This is a genomic window from Streptomyces sp. NPDC053665 (assembly GCF_055585285.1).
This window is the reverse complement of the sequence record NZ_JBVJKK010000007.1, coordinates 246231-263992: the sequence shown is the minus strand read 5'-3', so window position 1 is coordinate 263992 and position 17762 is coordinate 246231. Positions and strand designations below refer to the sequence as shown.

At 74.5% G+C, this 17762-nt stretch carries 15 protein-coding genes; 10 read left to right on the top strand and 5 right to left on the bottom strand.

Going from position 1 to position 17762, the window contains the following annotated elements; genetic code table 11:
- Positions 1–107: 107 nt before the first annotated feature.
- Positions 108–620: an EF-hand domain-containing protein gene (locus ACZ6ZN_RS26990; RefSeq protein ID WP_398110978.1), complete on the top strand. Its 513-nt coding sequence runs from the start codon at positions 108–110 to the stop codon at positions 618–620.
- Between the two features lie 929 nt (positions 621–1549).
- Entirely contained in the window at positions 1550–2038 is a 489-nt protein-coding gene (locus ACZ6ZN_RS26985) for an ATP-binding protein (RefSeq protein ID WP_469650506.1), read from the top strand.
- A 550-nt stretch (positions 2039–2588) separates the two neighbouring features.
- On the opposite strand, the gene ACZ6ZN_RS26980 is transcribed toward ACZ6ZN_RS26985, so the two are convergent.
- On the bottom strand, positions 2589–3629 hold the full coding sequence (locus ACZ6ZN_RS26980; RefSeq protein ID WP_469650195.1) for a GlxA family transcriptional regulator: 1041 nt from the start codon (positions 3627–3629) through the stop codon (positions 2589–2591).
- A gap of 71 nt (positions 3630–3700) precedes the next feature.
- On the opposite strand from ACZ6ZN_RS26980, the gene ACZ6ZN_RS26975 reads away from it, so the two are divergent.
- Entirely contained in the window at positions 3701–5005 is a 1305-nt protein-coding gene (locus ACZ6ZN_RS26975) for an MFS transporter (RefSeq protein ID WP_469650192.1), read from the top strand.
- A gap of 70 nt (positions 5006–5075) precedes the next feature.
- On the opposite strand, the gene ACZ6ZN_RS26970 is transcribed toward ACZ6ZN_RS26975, so the two are convergent.
- Complete coding sequence (locus ACZ6ZN_RS26970; RefSeq protein WP_469650189.1) at positions 5076–6284, bottom strand: flavin-containing monooxygenase; 1209 nt, start codon at positions 6282–6284, stop codon at positions 5076–5078.
- A gap of 244 nt (positions 6285–6528) precedes the next feature.
- Here ACZ6ZN_RS26970 and ACZ6ZN_RS26965 point away from each other — a divergent pair, with 244 nt between their 5' ends.
- The 3 genes from ACZ6ZN_RS26965 (at position 6529) to ACZ6ZN_RS26955 (ending at position 8379) form a co-directional block, all read left to right on the top strand.
- Positions 6529–7146 carry a GNAT family N-acetyltransferase gene (locus ACZ6ZN_RS26965; RefSeq protein WP_469650186.1) on the top strand — a complete coding sequence of 206 codons (618 nt, stop codon included), beginning with the start codon at positions 6529–6531 and terminating at the stop codon, positions 7144–7146.
- 81 nt (positions 7147–7227) lie between these two features.
- Complete coding sequence (locus ACZ6ZN_RS26960; RefSeq protein ID WP_451878784.1) at positions 7228–7446, top strand: DUF4287 domain-containing protein; 219 nt, start codon at positions 7228–7230, stop codon at positions 7444–7446.
- A 51-nt stretch (positions 7447–7497) separates the two neighbouring features.
- Positions 7498–8379: a GNAT family N-acetyltransferase gene (locus ACZ6ZN_RS26955; protein WP_469650184.1), complete on the top strand. Its 882-nt coding sequence runs from the start codon at positions 7498–7500 to the stop codon at positions 8377–8379.
- 31 nt (positions 8380–8410) lie between these two features.
- On the opposite strand, the gene ACZ6ZN_RS26950 is transcribed toward ACZ6ZN_RS26955, so the two are convergent.
- The 3 genes from ACZ6ZN_RS26950 to ACZ6ZN_RS26940 form a co-directional block, all read right to left on the bottom strand.
- Positions 8411–9091, bottom strand: coding sequence for a pyridoxine/pyridoxamine 5'-phosphate oxidase (locus ACZ6ZN_RS26950; protein WP_469650181.1), 681 nt, complete (start codon positions 9089–9091; stop codon positions 8411–8413).
- A 77-nt stretch (positions 9092–9168) separates the two neighbouring features.
- Positions 9169–9594 carry a pyridoxamine 5'-phosphate oxidase family protein gene (locus tag ACZ6ZN_RS26945; protein ID WP_451878782.1) on the bottom strand — a complete coding sequence of 142 codons (426 nt, stop codon included), beginning with the start codon at positions 9592–9594 and terminating at the stop codon, positions 9169–9171.
- A gap of 148 nt (positions 9595–9742) precedes the next feature.
- On the bottom strand, positions 9743–10372 hold the full coding sequence (locus ACZ6ZN_RS26940; protein WP_398111144.1) for a TetR family transcriptional regulator: 630 nt from the start codon (positions 10370–10372) through the stop codon (positions 9743–9745).
- A 134-nt stretch (positions 10373–10506) separates the two neighbouring features.
- On the opposite strand from ACZ6ZN_RS26940, the gene kbpA reads away from it, so the two are divergent.
- The 4 genes from kbpA (at position 10507) to afsR (ending at position 17707) form a co-directional block, all read left to right on the top strand.
- A complete protein-coding gene (kbpA, locus tag ACZ6ZN_RS26935; protein WP_451876670.1) occupies positions 10507–11229 on the top strand; it encodes an AfsK-binding protein KbpA in 723 nt (240 codons plus the stop codon).
- A 192-nt stretch (positions 11230–11421) separates the two neighbouring features.
- The gene (gene afsK, locus ACZ6ZN_RS26930) at positions 11422–13797 is read left to right on the top strand and encodes a protein serine/threonine kinase AfsK (RefSeq protein ID WP_469650177.1); all 2376 of its coding nucleotides are present in this window, start codon (positions 11422–11424) and stop codon (positions 13795–13797) included.
- Positions 13798–14004: 207 nt separating this feature from the next.
- Positions 14005–14568, top strand: a complete 564-nt coding sequence (locus tag ACZ6ZN_RS26925; RefSeq protein WP_469650175.1) for a hypothetical protein — start codon at positions 14005–14007, stop codon at positions 14566–14568.
- A 160-nt stretch (positions 14569–14728) separates the two neighbouring features.
- Positions 14729–17707, top strand: coding sequence for an SARP-family global regulator AfsR (gene afsR, locus ACZ6ZN_RS26920; protein ID WP_398110990.1), 2979 nt, complete (start codon positions 14729–14731; stop codon positions 17705–17707).
- Positions 17708–17762: the final 55 nt, after the last annotated feature.

The following is a 17762-nucleotide window of genomic DNA, read 5'->3' as shown; positions in this document are numbered from 1 at the left end:
CCCCCGGTCCGGGTACAAGTCGCGCTTTCCCGCGCCCGGACAGTCCCCTCCGTCGTACGCTCCGACCCGGACGTACCCCACCCGACGTAAGGCGGCCCGAAACAGACATGGTCAGCAGCGAGTACGAGCGCAGGATCGCCGACCGGTTCGCCGGCTTCGACCAGGACGGCAACGGCTACATCGACCGCGAGGACTTCTACGGGGCGGCCAAGGCGCTCCTCGGCGAGTTCGCCGTGGCGGCCCGCTCCGACAGAGGGCAGGCGCTGTACGGCGGCGCCGAGGCCTTCTGGCAGGGCATGGCCGGGATCGCGGACCGCGACGGCGACCAGCGCATCACGCGCGAGGAGTTCGTCAACGGCGCGGTCAAGCGACTGCGCGACAACCCGGACCGGTTCGCCGAGATCGCCCGGCCGTTCCTGCACGCGGCCCTGGACGTCGCCGGCGCGGACGGTGACGGCACGGCGACGGTCGAGGAAGCCGCCCGCGTGCTGAAGTGCCTCGGCGTTCCCGAGGAGCTCGCCGGCCGGGCGGCCGGAGCGCTCGACGCGGACGGCGACGGCAAGGTCGGGGAGGCAGAGGTCGTGCCCGCCTTCGCCCGCTACTTCACCGTGCCCGAGTAGGCGCGGCGCCTTCCGCGGGGCACGCCCCGCGGAAGGGCGTCCCCCAACTCGCGGTGCCGGCGCCCGGCGGAGCGCGACCGCCGGATCGTTCCGCCAGAACTGACGGTGTGAGAAGCCCTGTTCGACGCCCGCCGGGCAACACGCCCGGCCGCGCGAGCAGTTCGGCCGTCCCGCCGACGCCCTCCCGGCGGTGGCGCGCCGGTGCGCGGCGCCGCCCGGCCGCGTCCCGCGAAGGCGTGTGTGACGCCCCCGCGGTGGCCGCCGCCCACCCGCCGGGCCGGCCCCGCCCTCCCGCTCCCCGCTCCGGGGCACCCGTCGTGCCGGGATCTCGCCGCCGCCTCCGCCCGCCCCGCGGCACGGTCCTCACCTGGCAGTCCGGGCCGCGGCGCCCTCCCGGGGCGCATACGGGTTCGAACGCCTCGCAGCCGCACCGTGACACACGGTGACGATGCCGTCCGGGCGTTGTCTCCGGCCCCAGGGGCCCGACCCTTCGCCTGACTGCGCTGTCGCCCCGATGGTCCCGGACCGTGTCGCGGATCGTGGCAGTGCGTGATCACGGAGCGTTGATACCGCTCTGTGTCCTCCCGCTTGTCCCGTCACCGCCCGGAGTCGGCGGCCCCTCCGGTACCTTGGGTGAGATGCGAGTGGCTCTGAGCGCGGTGGGACCCGGTGGCGCCGCATGTTCGACTGCCCCTGAGGAGCGTCGCACAGTATGCCGCAGGGGTACTCCTTCGCGCTGGAATATGCCCGAAGCGCTTGTTGGGGTGACTGTACGTCAACCATGCTGTCCCACAAGGGATGCACATTCCGTGATCCCTGTCCCGGCCGTTGTTCTGGCCATGCAGGAAATGGCTACGATCGTGGCCCTCGTGAGGCGCGAGCCTAAGTGTCCGCCGGTTCGGATGGTGTGAGCGGTGCAGGTGCTTCAAGTGCAGCTGGAGATCCGGCCCGACCCCGCAGAGGTGGGGCGGGCGCGACGGTGGGCCCGCTCGCGCCTGGCCGGGTCGGGCATACAGGCCGATGAGCCGCTCGCCGAGACGCTGATCCTGCTCGTCTCCGAGCTCGTCACCAACGCCGTGCTGCACACCGGCCGCCCCGCCCTGCTGCTGCTCTCCCTGCCGCCCGTGGTGACGGACGAGGCCACCGTCCGGCTCGAGGTCGCCGACCGCAGTGGCCGGGCCCCCGTGCCCCGCTGCGCGAGCGACGAGGCGACGGGCGGCCGGGGCCTGGCCCTCGTCGACGGGCTCGCGGACCGCTGGGGCTGGAGCGTCGAGGCCGGCGGCAAGCGCATCTGGTGCGAGGTGGACCGCTGCGCCGCGGCCCGCGACGTCACGACCTCGTGCCCGGGCGGCGCGATGGTGTACGGCGGCGCCGGCGAGGCCGCCTTCGACGGGCTGGCGGCGTACGAGGCCGTGTAGGACGCCGGTTCCGCCCCGGGGCACATGCCGCACGGCCGTGCGGCGGAGCGGGGGCACGGGTGCATGCCGAGCCGGCCGTTTCCCCTGGACACCCGAGGGTGCGCCGGGCCGTGCTTCCGTGCGCGCCCGCAGTGAAAGCCCCACAAGGGACATATCGCCGATCGGCAGTTGACTGCTCGTGACCGGCTGATCACGCTGGTGGGCATCGATTCGCCGTGAGGGGACGGCGAGGGCCCCGGTGGTGGCGGTCCTCGGCGAGTGCGGGTCGTGAATTCGGCGTCGGTTTCCGTCAGGTCCTGGAAGCCGGGGGTGGGAGCGCCGGAGTCGGGGGTGGCGCGCGCTGCCGTGCTCGGGGCGAGCAGCGCGGCGCCGCCACCTCCACAGGGGGAGTGGCGCCGTCCGAAAGTTGTCCACAGGCTGTGGACGGCGGGCGGGGCCCGGGCGGGACGGCCGCGGGGGACCGGGTGCGACGGTTGCGAGGCCCGGAGTGGACGCCGCCGGTGTCCAGGTCGCGGGGGCGGCGGGGCTCAGGTCGCGGGGGCGGCGGTGCTCAGGCCGCGGGGGCGGCGGGCGCCGGGTTCTGGGCGCGGAAGGTGCGGCGGTAGGCGGTCGGGGTGACGCCGAGTGCCGCCTGGAGGTGCTGGCGCATCGACTGGGCCGTGCCGAAGCCGGCCTCCCGGGCCACCTGGTCGACGGAGCGGTCGGTGGACTCCAGGAGGTGGCGGGCCCGCTCCACCCGCTGCTGGGTGAGCCACTGGCCGGGGCTGACGCCCGTCTCCTCGCGGAAGCGGCGCGTGAAGGTGCGCACCGACATGGACTCCTGCGCGGCCATGTCGCGCAGCTGGATCGGCTCGTGGAGACGACCCAGGGCCCAGGCGCGCGCGGTGGTGGTGGACGCCTGCTGCGGATCGGGCACCGGCCGCTCGATGTACTGCGCCTGCCCGCCGTCGCGGTGCGGCGGCACGACCGTGCGGCGGGCCACCTCGTTGGCGACGGCCGCGCCGTGGTCGCGGCGCACCATGTGCAGGCACAGGTCGATGCCGGCCGCGACGCCCGCCGAGGTCAGCACGTCGCCGTCGTCGATGAACAGCACGTCCGGATCCACCTCCACCTGCGGGAACAGCCGCTGCAGGTGGTCGGCGTCGGCCCAGTGGGTGGTGGCGCGGCGCCCGTCGAGGTAGCCGGCGGCGGCCAGGACGTGGGCGCCGTTGCAGATCGAGGCCAGCCGGGTGCCCGGCCGGATCCGGGCCAGCGCGGCGGCGAGCTCCTCGGTCAGCACGCCCTGGTCATAGACCGGGCCCAGCTCGTACGACGCCGGGACGATCACCGTGTCGGCCGTGGCCAGGGCCTCCGGGCCGTGCGGGACGTGGACGGCGAAGTCGGCGTCGGTCTCGACCGGGCCGGGCGGCCGGACCGAGCAGGTCACGACCTCGTACAGGTGCCGCCCGCGGTCGTCCCGGGGGCGGCCGAAGATGCGGTGGGGGATGCCCAGTTCGAAGGGGAGCAGCCCGTCGAGCGCGAGGACGACGACGCGGTGGGGGTGGAAGCCGGGCTCCGGCCGGGCTCCGGGTGCTGCACTGGACGGGGTCATGGCCCGATCCTAGCGAATGCTGTCCCTCGGGCCACTCGCTGCGGGGCGACGGGGGCCCGAAGCTCTATGACGTGAGCCAGACAACCGAAGCAGCGGCCGTCGAGCAGCCGCCGAAGTCCCGCCGTCACCGTGTGCACCGCGCCTGGTTCGTCGCCGCCGTCACCTTCGTGACGATCATCGGCGCCGCCGCCTTCCGCTCCGTGCCGGGTCTGCTGATCGACCCGCTGCACGAGGAGTTCGACTGGTCGCGCGGCACGATCGGCGCCGCCGTCTCCGTCAATCTCGCGCTCTACGGCCTGACGGCCCCGTTCGCGGCGGCCCTGATGGACCGGTTCGGCATCCGCCGGGTCGTCGCGGTCGCCCTCACGCTGATCGCGCTGGGCTCCGGCCTGACCGTGTGGATGACGGCGGCCTGGCAGCTGATGCTGTGCTGGGGACTGCTGGTCGGCCTCGGGTCGGGCTCCATGGCGCTGGCCTTCGCGGCGACCGTCACCAACCGGTGGTTCACCACCCGCCGCGGTCTCGTCAGCGGCATCCTCACCGCCGCGTCCGCCTCCGGGCAGCTGATCTTCCTGCCGTTGCTGTCGTGGATCATCGACCGCCACGACTGGCGGCCGGCGGCCGTGACGGTGGCCCTCGCCGCGCTGGCGGTCGTGCCGTTCGTGTGGCTGCTGCTGCACGACCACCCGGCCGACGTGGACCACAAGCCGTACGGGGCCGTGGAGTTCGTCGCCAAGCCGGCGCCCGTCACCGGGGCCGCCCGGCGGGCCGTGACCGTGCTGTTCTCGGCCGCGCGCACCGGCCCGTTCTGGCTGCTCGCCGGCACCTTCGCGATCTGCGGTGCCTCCACCAACGGGCTGATCCAGACCCACTTCATCCCCGCCGCCCACGACCACCACATGCCGGTCACGGCCGCCGCCTCGCTGCTCGCGGTCATCGGCGTCTTCGACGTCGTCGGCACCATCGCCTCCGGCTGGTTCACGGACCGCTTCCCGCCGCGCCGCCTGCTGGCCGTCTACTACGCCCTGCGCGGCGTGTCCCTGATGTTCCTGCCGATCCTGCTGGGCCCGAGCGTCCACCCGCCGATGGTCTTCTTCATCGTCTTCTACGGCCTCGACTGGGTCGCCACCGTCCCGCCCACCCTGGCGCTGTGCCGCGAGCATTACGGCGAGGACAGCGCCATCGTCTTCGGCTGGGTCCTCGCCTCCCACCAGGTCGGCGCGGCCCTGGTCGCCTTCCTGGGCGGGGTCGCGCGCGACGCGTTCGGCTCCTACGACGTCGTCTGGTACGCCTCGGGGGCGCTGTGCGCGGCGGCGGCGCTGATGGCGCTGGTGATCCGCCGCAGCACGCCGGCGGCCGTACCGGCGGCGGTCTGAGCTCGGGGGGTTCCGGGCGGTCGGGGCGGACGACGGCCGCTCCTCCGAGCGTGTCGTGACGAGCGGCGGGTCAGTGCGGGAGGCGGGCGGCCCGGCCCGCCTCGTTCCTCGCGACGGCCTTCGCGATGCGCACCGCGTCGATCGCCATCTCGCGGAGGTTGCCGCTGATCGGGTTGGTGAAGCCGGTGAAGTAGAGGCCGGGGGCGGTCCTCGGGGCGCGGGGGCCGTGCGCCACCGGCCTGCCGCGGGCGTCCAGCACGTCGAGGTGCCCGACCAGGTCCTCCAGGGCGCGGACGTACCCCGTGGCGGCGATCACCGCGTCCGGGGAGATCCGCGAGCCGTCGGCCAGCAACACCCCGCCGTCCTCCTCGAAGCCGTCGACGGCGGCGACGATCTCGACCCTGCCCTTGCGCACCGCGTCGATCAGCCCGACGTCCTGCACCGGGATCGCCCCCTGCTTCACGCGGCTGTACAGGCCCGTGTCGGGGCGCGGCAGGCCGTGGGCCGACAGGTCGGGCACGGCCACCCTGGCCTGCACCCGGCTGATCCGGTCGACGAGGCCGACCGGCAGGCGGCGGACCAGGACGCCGCTGTACTGGGCGGCCCACCCGGCGGTCGACCGGCGCACGATGTGCGGCACGGTGCGCACGGCCAGCCGGACCCGGGCGGCACCGTTCTCCACCAGGTCCACCGCGATCTCCGCCCCGGTGTTGCCGACGCCGACCACGAGGACGTCCCGGCCGGCGTAGGGCTTGCCGTTGCGGTACTCCCCGGCGTGCAGGAACTCCCCGGGCCAGGACGCCCGGCCGGGCCAGGACGGCACGCGCGGGGTGTGGTTGAAGCCGGTCGCGACGACCACCGCGGCGCCGGTCAGCTCGCGGCCGCCGGTGGCGTGCAGCAGCCAGCCCGTGCCGTCGGGGGCGCGTTCGATGCGGGAGACCTCGACGCCGGTGACGATCTCCAGGCGGTGGTGCTCGGCGTACTTCTCCAGGTAGCGCACCACGTCGTCGCGGGACACCCAGCGCCCGAACCGGCGGGGCATCGGCAGGCCGGGCAGGGCGGACAGCCGGCGGGTGGTGTGCAGGTGCAGCCGGTCGTAGTGGCGGCGCCAGGACGCTCCGACCCGGTCGGACTTCTCCAGGACGACGGCCCGCACGCCCCGGGCGCGCAGCGCGTACGCGGCGGCGAGCCCGCCGGGGCCGCCTCCGACGACGTAGACGGGGCGGTCGGACGGCGCGGGCTGCGCCGGGGAGTGGGTGGGGGGTGCGGAGTCGGCCATGAGCGCGAGCGTAATCACGGACCCGCTTGATGGGTCTCGGTCAAGACCGGAATTGGTTTCGGATTGATCACGCCTGTAGGGGGAGCGGGTGGGGCCGATGGCGCAACCGGCCCGGTTGTGGCGGCCCGGTGACCGATTCCGGGGACGTGCGCGGTTCGGTCGCACCCGGGGGAGACGCCTGCCGTGCGGCCCTTCCCACCTCGCGGGGCGGGTGCCCGCGGGTCCCACGCGCTTGAATGGCCCCATGGCCCCCACACGTGACCACGCACTCCCCGAACTGACCGGCCACGGACTGCACTTGCGCCCCTGGGACCCCGGTTCCGGCTCCGACGTGGACCTCTGGCTGCGCGGGCTGCGGGACCCGGAGTTCCGGCGGTGGAACACCCCGCTGCGGCCCGTCACGGACCGCAGGAGCGCCCGGGAGTCCCTGCTGGCGCGCGAGCAGAGCGCGGCGGAGGGCACCTCGCTGTCGTTCCGGATCGCGGACGCGCACAGCGGTGCCGTGCTCGGCCACATCGGCGTCAACGAGATCAAGTACCACCTGCGGTTCGCCCGCGTCGGCTACTGGGTCCTGCCCGAGGCCCGCGGCCGGGGCGTCGCGACCCGGGCCCTGCTGCTCGCGGCACGCTGGTCGTTCACGGAACTGCGGTTGCACCGGCTCGAGTTGGACCACGCCGTCGGCCACGAGGCGTCCTGCCGGATCGCCGAGCGCTGCGGATTCGCCTACGAGGGAACCCTGCGCGGAGCGATCTTCGAGGAGGACCGGCACGACGCGTTCCGGGACGCCCATCTGCACGCCCGGCTCGCCACGGACCCCGACCCCGGGGCAGCGGGGACCACGCGGACGGACGGCGAGGTGTGACGCGGGTCACCGGCGCCGGGCGATGAGGACCGCGCGGGCCGCCGGTCGTATCCGGTGACCGCACACGAAGGGACACCCGAGATGACCGCACCCGTGAAGGGCCCGGCGAGCTACTTCCCCGCCATCGAGAAGAAGTACGGCCGGCCGGTGGCCGAATGGCAGCAGCTCATCCGCTCCTCTCCGCTCACCCGGCACATGGACCTGGTCGGCTGGCTGAAGACCGAACACGGCCTGGGGCACGGCCACGCCAACGCACTGGTGGCCCACACCCTCGCCGAGGACGCGAAGAAGCAGGGCTGAGCCCGCGGAAATGCGAGGGCGCCGGGACGCGGCCCGGCGGCACCATGAGGCATGGACACCCACACGGACACCGCCGCCGGAGCCGGCACCTGGTACACCACCCGGGACCTGGAGGACTTCCTCGCCCGCGCCGGGGAGTTCCTGCGCGCGGACCCCGCGCTGCACACCGTCCCGCTGACGGTCACGGAGACGCTGCGCACGCGGGGACCCGACGTGTACGGGGAGGGCGCCCCGGAGTTCGGGCTGCTGGAGCGCGACGGGCAGGTCCGGGCGGCCTTCTTCCGGACCCCGCCGCACTGGCTGAACGTCACCGGCCTCACCCCCGGGGAGGCCGAGGCCCTCGCCGCCCTCCTGGCCCGCCTCGGCCGGCGGCTGCCCGGGGTGAACGCCGACAGCGGCACCGCCGAGGCCTTCGCGGGAGCGTGGCATCGGCACACGGGCGTCACGGCCCGGCTCCGGCAGCGCCAGCGGCTCTACCGCCTCGGCACGCCGGCCGGGCCGGACCCCGTGCCGCCCGGTGCCCCCCGGGTCGCCGGCGAGGCCGACCGCGAGCTGCTGATGCGCTGGCACGACGAGTTCTCCGCGGCCGTCGGATCGGGCACCGCCCAGGGAGCCGCCGAGTGGGTGGACGCCCGGATCCGCGGCGGTGGCGTCACCCTCTGGGAGACCCCGGACGGCACGCCCGTCGCCATGGCCGGGGTCGCGCCCCGGGTCGCCGGGCAGGTGCGGGTCACGACCGTCTACACCCCCGCCCACCTGCGCGGCCGGGGCTACGCCGGTGCCGTGACCTCCGAGGCCGGCCGGGCCGCCCTGGCCTCGGGTGCGGCCGAGGTGGTCCTCTTCACGGACCTCGCCAACCCGACCAGCAACGGGCTCTACCAGCGCCTCGGCTACCGACCGGTCGCGGACTTCGCGGTGTACGACTTCACCTGACGGCGACGCGCGGGCGCCTGCCGTGGGCGTCTCACGGCCAGAGCAGCTCGCGCGCCCAGGAGTCCCGCAGGCCCTCCGGGTTCTCCCGCCGGTAGCGGAGGCGGACGTGCCGGCGCCGCTCGTCCCCCTGGAAGAACTCGACCTCCTCGGGGCGCAGCCGGTAGAGGGTCCAGGACGGGACGGGGGCCGCCGGGTCCGTGGCGGCCCGCTCCCACGCCGCCTCCGAGGCCCCGGCCAGCTCGTCCAGGGACGGCAGGACCTCGCTCTGGTGCCCGGTCAGCGCCGCCGCCAGCGCCCCGGTGGAACGGGCGTGGAGGTCGCCCTGGGCCTGTTCGGACGGCGCCGCCGACACGCGCCCGCGCACCCGGACCTGGCGGCCGAGCACCGGCCAGTAGAAGCAGAGCGCGGCATACGGGCGGGCGGCGAGCTGGCGGCCCTTGCGGCTGCCGTCGTGCGAGGCGAACGACCAGCCGTCGGCGTCCGCGCCGTGCAGCATCACGATCCGCACGTCGGGCAGGCCGGAGGCGTCCGAGGTCGCCAGGGACATGGTGTGCGGCTCGGTCTGGCCGGCCGACACCGCCGCGGCGAACCACTCGGCGAACAGCGGCAGCGGGGTGGCGGGCGCGGTGTCCGGGTCGAAGGGCGCAAGCGCGGTGACCTGCGGATCCCAGACCCGCAGGGTCCGCAGCAGCTCATGGAGATCGGATGCCATCCCCCGATTCTCACCCCGCGGCCCCCGGCAAGCCCACCGGGGCCCGACCGCTTCCTCGAAGCCGGTGGAAGCCGGTGTCAGACCTGGCCGAGGTCCGAGGAGACCCAGCGCTCCGGCCGCATCCGCACGACCACCTGTTCCCCGTGGTTCTTCCAGGCGAAGTCCACGTAGCCGTCGACCTTGTCGGCCGGCAGGTAGCGGGCCGAGATCTCCCTCAGCTGTTCACGCGTCGCGGGGACCGTCTCGAGCACCGGGCCCTCCACCGACACGTACCGGATGGTGGGCTCCAGGCGGTCCACCAGCAGGGTGAACCGGCCCGCCGCGCCGATCAGTTGGTTCTTGCGCGAGTCCAGGCCGGTCATGATCCATACCTCGCCGCCGGGCTCGTACCCGTACCAGATCGGCACCGTGAGCGGGGCGCGGCCCGGGCCCGCGTCGACCGCCAGCGCGGCGACGTGCGGCTCGGCCAGGAACTGTTCGCGCTCTTCGCGGGTCAGGGCCATCGCGGTCTCCTTCGGGCAGGAAGCTGGGATACCGGGGCAACGCCCGCACGGGGAGCGGCTGTTCCCGGAAACGGCGGCGGGCGGCGGTCCACCGCAGTGGACCGCCGCCCGCCAGACAGGACGTGACAGGTGTGCGTGCCGTCGCCGGCTACTTCGTCGGCTTGCGGCCCGTGACCCCCAAATACACCAGCAGGGCGAGGTTGGGCTTCAGGTCGGCCTGCTTCACGCCGGGGAAGCCCTTCTGGTGGGACGCCACGGCCGCGAGCATCGCGACCAGCGAACCGGCCATGGCCGCCGGGTTCACGTCCTTGTCGACGCGGCCCTTGGACTGCAACTCCGTGACGGCGCCCGCGAGGGAGGTGTTGACCGAGTTGAGGATCTTCGCGCGGAGCTTGGAGAAGCGCTTGTCGCCCTCGGCGGCACCCAGGTCCACCACCCGGAGGATGGCGTCGTTCTGCCGCCAGAACTCCAGGAAACCGTCGACGAGTTCCTGGGCCGTCTGCCAGCCGGCCTTACCCGCCCAGGAGCGGCCCTCCAGCGTTTCGGTCAACGAGGCGCTCTCGGCGGCCATTTGCTCGGCGATCTCCAGGACCGCGCCCTCGACGTCCGGGAAGTACTGGTAGAACGTCGCGGGCGAAGTGCCCGCCTTGCGTGCGACATCGATGACCTTGACGTCCCGGTAGGGGGAGGAGCTGAGCATCTCGCTGAGGCAGTCGAGCAGCTTCTGCCGGGTCGCCTGCCCACGCCGGCCGGCCACGCGGCCGTCGACGGTACGCACTTGTCCTGTCATGCCGTCAGCTTACCGACGCGTGATCGGGGCGCTATTCGGCCGACTGCAAATGGGGTGCGGGAGGGTTCGGGGGCCGGTGTGCCTGGTCTGCGGGCTGCGGCCGACCCGGTTACGTTGGCGACATGGCCGAAAACAGGGCATCGGTGTACGCGGAGGGCGTCCCCTGCTGGGTGGACGCGCAGCTCCCCGACGTCGAGGCGGGCAAACGGTTCTACGGGGACCTCTTCGGGTGGACCTTCGAGGACTGGTTCGGCCCGTTCGCGCGGGCGCTGAAGGGCGGCGAGCCCGTGGCCGGGCTGGTGCGCAAGATGGACGGCCGGCTGCCCTCCGTCTGGACGGTGTACTTCGCCACCCCCGACGCGGCGGCCCTGGCCCGGCGCGTGCGGGAGGCGGGCGGGCAGGTCGTCTCGGCGCCGGTACCGGCCGGTGACCTCGGGGTCGCGGCGCTGGTCACCGACCCGGAGGGCGCCGTCTTCGCCCTGTGGCAGCCCGGTGAGCACCCGGGCTTCGGCGTGCGGCACGAGCCCGGGACGTTCGCCTGGACCGAGCTGTACACCCGGGACACCGAGGCGGCCAACGCCTTCTACGGCGACCTCTTCCACGAGGCCCTGTTCGGGCCGGACGCCGACCCCGACGTCGGCCGCGCGCCCGTGTCCGACGTGTTCCCGGCGGAGATGCCGCCCCACTTCCTCGTGCACTTCGCCGTCGAGGACGTGCCGGCCGCGGTGGAGGACGTGACCCGCCTCGGCGGACGCGTCCAGGCCCCGCCCTTCCGCACCTCCTACGGCACCGTCGCCGTCGTCACCGACGACCAGGGGGCGTCGTTCGCGCTGCTGCATCGCTGACCCGGCTGTGATTGGTCCGCGTTTGGTGGCCTGTGGCCGGACACATCCCAATTGTCACCGGGTTCGCCACCGCGGCCCGGGCCAGGAAGAATCAGGGTGCGTGCCGCCATGGCGGTGCGGTGGTGAGACGCTGCACGGGGTCGCGTGGAAGATGTGGCTTGGCGCGGCTCGTACGGGGAGGTGGCAGGCAGAGTGGTGGATCAGCTGACGCAGCACGATCCGCGGCGGATCGGGCCGTTCGAGGTGCTGGGACGGCTGGGTGCCGGCGGCATGGGGCTGGTCTATCTCGCGCGCTCGGCGTCGGGCCGGCGCGTGGCGATCAAGACCGTCCGGACGGAGCTGGCCGAGGACCAGCTGTTCCGGGTCCGCTTCACGCGCGAGGTGGAGGCCGCCCGGGCGGTCTCCGGCTTCTACACGGCCGCCGTCGTGGACGCCGATCCCCGTGCCGCCGTGCCCTGGCTGGCCACCGCCTACGTCCCGGCGCCCTCCCTCGAGGAGATAGTGAACGACTGCGGGCCGCTGCCGGCCCAGGCGGTGCGCTGGCTGGCCGCGGGTGTGGCCGAGGCGTTGCAGTCGATCCACGGGGCCGGGCTGGTGCACCGCGACCTCAAGCCCTCGAACGTCCTCGTCGTCGAGGACGGCCCCCGCGTGATCGACTTCGGCATCGCGTCCGGTGTGTCGAACACCCGTCTGACGATGACGAACGTCGCCGTCGGCACCCCCGCCTACATGTCACCCGAGCAGGCCAAGGACTCCCGCAGCGTCACCGGCGCCAGCGACGTGTTCTCGCTCGGCTCGATGCTGGTGTTCGCCGCCACCGGGCACCCGCCCTTCCACGGGGCCAACCCGGTCGAGACGGTCTTCATGCTGCTGCGCGAGGGGCCGGACCTGGAAGGGCTCCCCGACGAGCTGCGCCCGCTCATCGAGTCCTGTATGCAGATGGACCCCACGGCCCGCCCCAACCCCGCCGACCTCCAGGCCCAGCTCGCCCCGCACCTGTTCGGCTCCGGCTCCGACGACAGCGGCACGGCCTCCGCGTGGCTGCCCGAGCGGGCGGTCGGCCTGATCGAGTCCCGGCGCAACGGCCGCCCGGCCGGCAAGCCCGCCGCCGGCCGCGGCGGCGGACGCCCGGCCCCGGGTCCCGCGCCCATCCCGCCCCCGCCGTCGCACGACCCGGTCGTGCCGTCCCCCGCGCCGGTGCCCGCCCCCGTCGGCGCCCCGGACACCGGCCCCGTCCGGCTCGCCGGCGCCCAGGTGCCCATCGGCCCGGGTCCGCGCGTCGCCGACGTCCGCGCCGCGGCCGTGCAGGCGCCCCCTCCGGAGGCGGCCCTCGCCGCCTCCTGGTCCAAGCCCCGCCCTGGCGTCAACGGCACGGACCCCGCCGTGGGCCCCGCCGTCGCCGCGCCCCCGGCCCCGGCGGCACCGCCCGAGCAGGCCGGCGGCTGGCGGCCCTGGCGCTTCCGCATGTCCAACGACGTCTGGGGCACGCCCTCGGTCGCCGGCGACCTCGTCTACGTCACCTCCTTCGAGGTGCACGCCCTGGACGTCGCCACCGGCCGCCGCCGCTTCAAGACCCGCGACGTCGCCTGGTCCATGGCGGTCGCCGACCAGCGCATCCACGCCTCCGACGGCCCCACGCTGTTCGCCCTGGACGCCCGCGAGGGCGCCGACCTGTGGCGGTTGCAGACCGACGCCTGGGTCTACTCCCTCAAGGCCGAGCGCGGCACCGTCGTCACCGGCACCCGCGGCGGCGGCGTCCAGGGCTGGGAGGCCTCCACCGGGCAGAAGCTGTGGGAGACCACCGGCTGCCAGAGCGACTTCGAGTCCCCCGAGGCCGGGCCCGCCCTGCACGACGGCACGGTCTACGTCTGGCAGGACGCCCGGCTGCGCGCCCTGGACGCCCGCACCGGTGACGAGCGCTGGTCGTACCCGATCGGCGACGCGGCCTCCTGCGGCGGCGTCCCGGTGCGGATCGCCCCGGGGACCGACGGGTACGTGTACGTGAGCGCAGGCACCCGCGTGCTCGCCCTCGACGTGGCGGCCGGGCACGTGAAGTGGCACTTCGAGGCGCCCGCCGTCTTCCTCTGCCCGCCCGCCTTCGTCCCGGGACCGGCCGTCACCGGCGGCGGCGTCTACCTCGCCGACTACCTCGGCACGGTCTACGCCCTCGACGCCACCGACGGCCGCGACCGCTGGCGCATCGCCACCGAGTCCCGTGCCTCCGTCGAGCCCGTCCTGGTCGCCGCCGGACACGTCCACGTGGGCAGCGGCAAGGGCCTCTACACCCTCGACGCGGTCACCGGCACGCCCAAGTGGCGCTTCCAGGCGGGCGGCGACATCGTCGGCGCCCCCTCGGTCGCCGAGGGGCGGATCCACTTCGGCTCCACCGACCACCTGCTCTACACCCTCAAGGCCGACGACGGCCGGCTGCGCTGGAAGCTCGCCACCGGCGGCGAGATCACGGGCTCCCCGGTGGTCCGGGACGGGGTGGTGTACGCGTGCAGCAAGGACCGCTGCGTGTACGCGCTGGACGCGGAGAAGGGCACCGGAACGGCCCGCACGGCCTGACGCCGGGCCGGGGGACGGCCGTCGCACCGGTGCACGGAAGGGGTTCCGGACGGCGGCCGCCGCTCGGCGGGAGACGGCGTGGAACCGGCTCCACGCCCGACGCTACGCCGGGTACGCACCGGTCGCCAGGCAGTGACATGACCGTGACAGGCGATCACTAGGCTGTCGGTCATGCGAATTCGGGGGCGTGCGCTCAGGTACACAGCCGTGTCGGCTCTGGTGGTGCTGGCACTGACCGGCTTCTCCTCGGGCCGGGGCCGCGGCGGCGGGCACGGCGGTGACGGGGGCGGCGGCGGATGCAGCAGCTCCAGCCAGGACCACGACAGTTCCCGCTCGTCCGGCTCCGGCGGCGCGTACGGCTCGGGCGGCTCCTACGGCTCCGACGACCCGTACGACGATGACGACGACGACTACGGGTCCACAGGCGGCGGTTCCTCCAACCGTCGGCCGAACTACGGTTCCGCACCGACCTCTTCGCCCGGCTCGGGCCGCGGCAGGGACCTGGAGGACGGCACGGCGCGCCTGGTGAGGTGTGCGACACCGTCCGCCCCGTACGCGACCGTCGAGGTGAGCAACCCCAACGCCCGCAAGGCCACGTTCACCGTCTGGGTCACCTTCACCGACGACAGCGGCGACACCGTCGTGACCGGGTCGGCGGACGTCAGCGTGCGCGGTGACGACGAGGCGACCGTCCGGGTCGAGGTGGACGCGGACCTGGTGGACTCGGTCGCCGACTGCAGGGCCGACCGCGAGGCCCTCGTCGACGACTGAGCGCCCACGGAACCGGGGCGACCGCCCGCCGGGTGCGAAGAGAATGTGCGGACCGGGCAACTCCCGTGCGCTGCCCTGTGATCGGCGTCTCCCACGGCTGACGTATCCACCGCGTACAAGGCAGACTGGCGTGGTTGCTCAGGATGTCGAGGGGGACTGCATGGACGGTGTACCGGTCGGTGTGCCGCGCGTACCGGAGCAGCGGCGTTCCGACTCCTCGCCGGAGTCACCGGTGCCGCCCGCGGCGCTGCGCTTCAGCGTGCTCGGCCCCGTGCGCGCCTGGCGCGGCGAGGAGCCGATCACCACCGGCTCCCCCCAGCAACGCGCCCTGCTGGCCGCCCTCCTGCTGCGCGAGGGCCGTACGGCCACCGCCGCCGAGCTGATCGACGCCCTGTGGGGCGAGGAGCCGCCCTCGCAGGCCCTGGCCGCGCTGCGCACGTACGCCTCCCGGCTGCGCAAGGTCCTCGACCCGGGCGTCCTGGTGAGCGAGTCGGGCGGCTACGCGGTACGGGACCTCGCCGAGGGCGCCCTGGACCTGGCCGTCGCCCGGGACCTGGCGACCGAGGCCGACAAGGCCCGCTCCGCCGGGGACCTGTGCCACGCACGCACCACGCTGCGCCGCGCCCTGGCCCTGTGGGACGGCGAGACACTGGCCGGCGTCCCGGGCCCGTACGCGGAGGCCCAGCGCACCCGCCTGGAGGAGTGGCGGCTGCAACTGCTGGAAGCCCGCCTGGACATGGACCTGGAGCAGGGCCGCCATGCCGAGGCCGTCTCCGAACTCACCGCCCTCACCGCCGCGCACCCCCTGCGCGAGCGGCTGCGCGAGCTGCTGATGCTGGCCCTGTACCGCAGCGGCCGGCAGGCCGAGGCCCTGGCCGTGTACGCCGACACCCGGCGCCTGCTCGCCGACGAACTCGGCGTGGACCCCCGACCCGGCCTCAGCGAGCTCCAGCAGCGGATCCTGCGCGCGGACCCGGGCCTCGCGGAGCCCTCCTCACCGGCCCCCGAACCGGCCGCCGTCCCGCTCCGCCCGGCACAACTGCCCGCCACCGTCCCCGACTTCACCGGACGGAACGCCTTCGTGCGGGAACTGGGCGACATCCTGGCCTCCGCCGAGGGCCGCGTCATGGCGGTGTCGGCCCTGGCGGGCATCGGCGGCGTCGGCAAGACCACCCTCGCCGTGCACGTCGCCCACCGGGCGCGCTCGGCGTTCCCCGACGGGCAGCTGTACGTCGACCTCCAGGGCGCCGGGGCCCGGGCGGCGGAGCCGGAGACGGTCCTCGGTTCCTTCCTGCGCGCCCTCGGCACGGCCGACTCGGCGATCCCCGACTCCCTGGAGGAGCGCGCGGCCCTGTACCGCTCGGTGCTGGCCGGCCGCCGCGTCCTGGTCCTGCTGGACAACGCCCGCGACGCGGCACAGGTGCGTCCGCTCCTGCCCGGCACCGACGGCTGCGCCGCGCTGGTCACCTCCCGGGTGCGGATGGTGGACCTGGCGGGCGCGCACCTGGTCGACCTGGACGTGATGTCCCCGGACGAGGCACTGGCGCTGTTCACGCGGATCGTGGGCGAGGAGCGGGTCGCGTCCGAGCGCAAGGCCGCCCTGGACGTCGTCGCCGCCTGCGGTTTCCTCCCGCTGGCCATCCGCATCGCCGCGTCCCGACTGGCCGCCCGCCGCACCTGGACGGTCTCCGTCCTCGCGGCGAAGCTCGCCGACGAGCGCCGCCGCCTGGACGAACTCCAGGCCGGGGACCTGGCGGTGAAGGCCACGTTCGAGCTGGGCTACGGCCAGCTGGAGCCCGCCCAGGCCCGCGCGTTCCGCCTGCTGGGCCTGGCCGACGGGCCGGACATCTCCCTCGCGGCGGCGGCCGCGGTCCTGGACCTGCCGGTGGAGGACACCGAGGACCTGCTGGAGTCGCTGGTCGACACGTCCCTCCTCGAATCGGCGGCCCCCGGCCGCTACCGCTTCCACGACCTGGTCCGGCTCTACGCGCGTGCGTGCGCGGAACGCGACGAGCAGCCCCCGGGCGAACGCGAGGCGGCCCTGTCCCGGCTGCTGGACTTCTACCTGGTGTCGGCGGCGGGCGTCTACGCGATCGAACGCCCGGGGGACCGGCTGGTCGACCACCTGGAGGCCGCCTCGTACCCCGGCCTGCGCTTCGAGGACCGGCACACCGCGCAGGACTGGCTGTACGCGGAGGCGATCTGCCTCCTGGCCCACGTACGGCAGTCGGCCGGCCTGCCGCGGACCCTCCCGCGCGCCATCGACCTGCTGTGGGCGGCCCACGACCTGTCCGAGTCGGGGGCCAACTCCAAGGAGTACGAGGCCACGGCCACGGCGCTGCTCGACGCGGCCCGCGAGCACGGACTGCACCGGGCGGAGGCACGGGCGCTGATGACGCTCGTCAACGTCCACCACGTGAGCGGGCGTTTCGAACGGGCCGACGAGGAGGCGGAGCGGGCCATCCAGCTCGCCCGGGAGGCCGACGACCTGCTGCCCGTGTGCTGGGCGCGCAACGCGCGCGGCATCATCGCGCTCTACCAGAACCGCCACGAGGACGGCGAGGAGCACCTCTCGCGGGCCATCGAGCACTTCCGGGCCCTGGGCGACCGGCCCGGCGAGGCCGCCGCCCTGTGCAACCTCTCCCGCATCCGCCTGGCGACCGGGCGGACCCAGAGCGCGGTGGCGCTGGCCCAGGAGGGCATCGCCATCTACGACGCCATGGGCAACTCGATGCGCGGTGCCAACGCCCGCTACGCCCTCGGGCTCGCCCTCACGCAGAGCGGGGAGCTGCGCGAGGCGGCCGGACGGCTCCAGGAGGCGCTGGAGGTGTTCCGCGACAGCAGGCAGCGGCTGTGGGAGGGCATGAGCCTGTTCCGGCTGGCCGAGGTGGACCTCGCCGCCCGGCGTCCCGCCCAGGCGGCGGCCAACGCCGAGATGGCCCTCACCGTGCTGCGCGGGATCGGAGGCGAGTGGCGCCGGGGCAACGTCCTCACCGTCCTCGGACGCGCGCTCAGCGGCCTCGACCAGACGGGACGGGCCCAGGTCTGCTGGCAGGAGGCGGCCGGCATCTACGAGGAACTGGGCTCGCCGGAGGCCGCCGAGGTGCGGGCCCTGCTGACGCCGGTACGGGCGGCCTGAGGTCCGCTCCGGGGCGTTCATCGTTCGTTTATCGCCCTGCGCGATGATTCTTCTC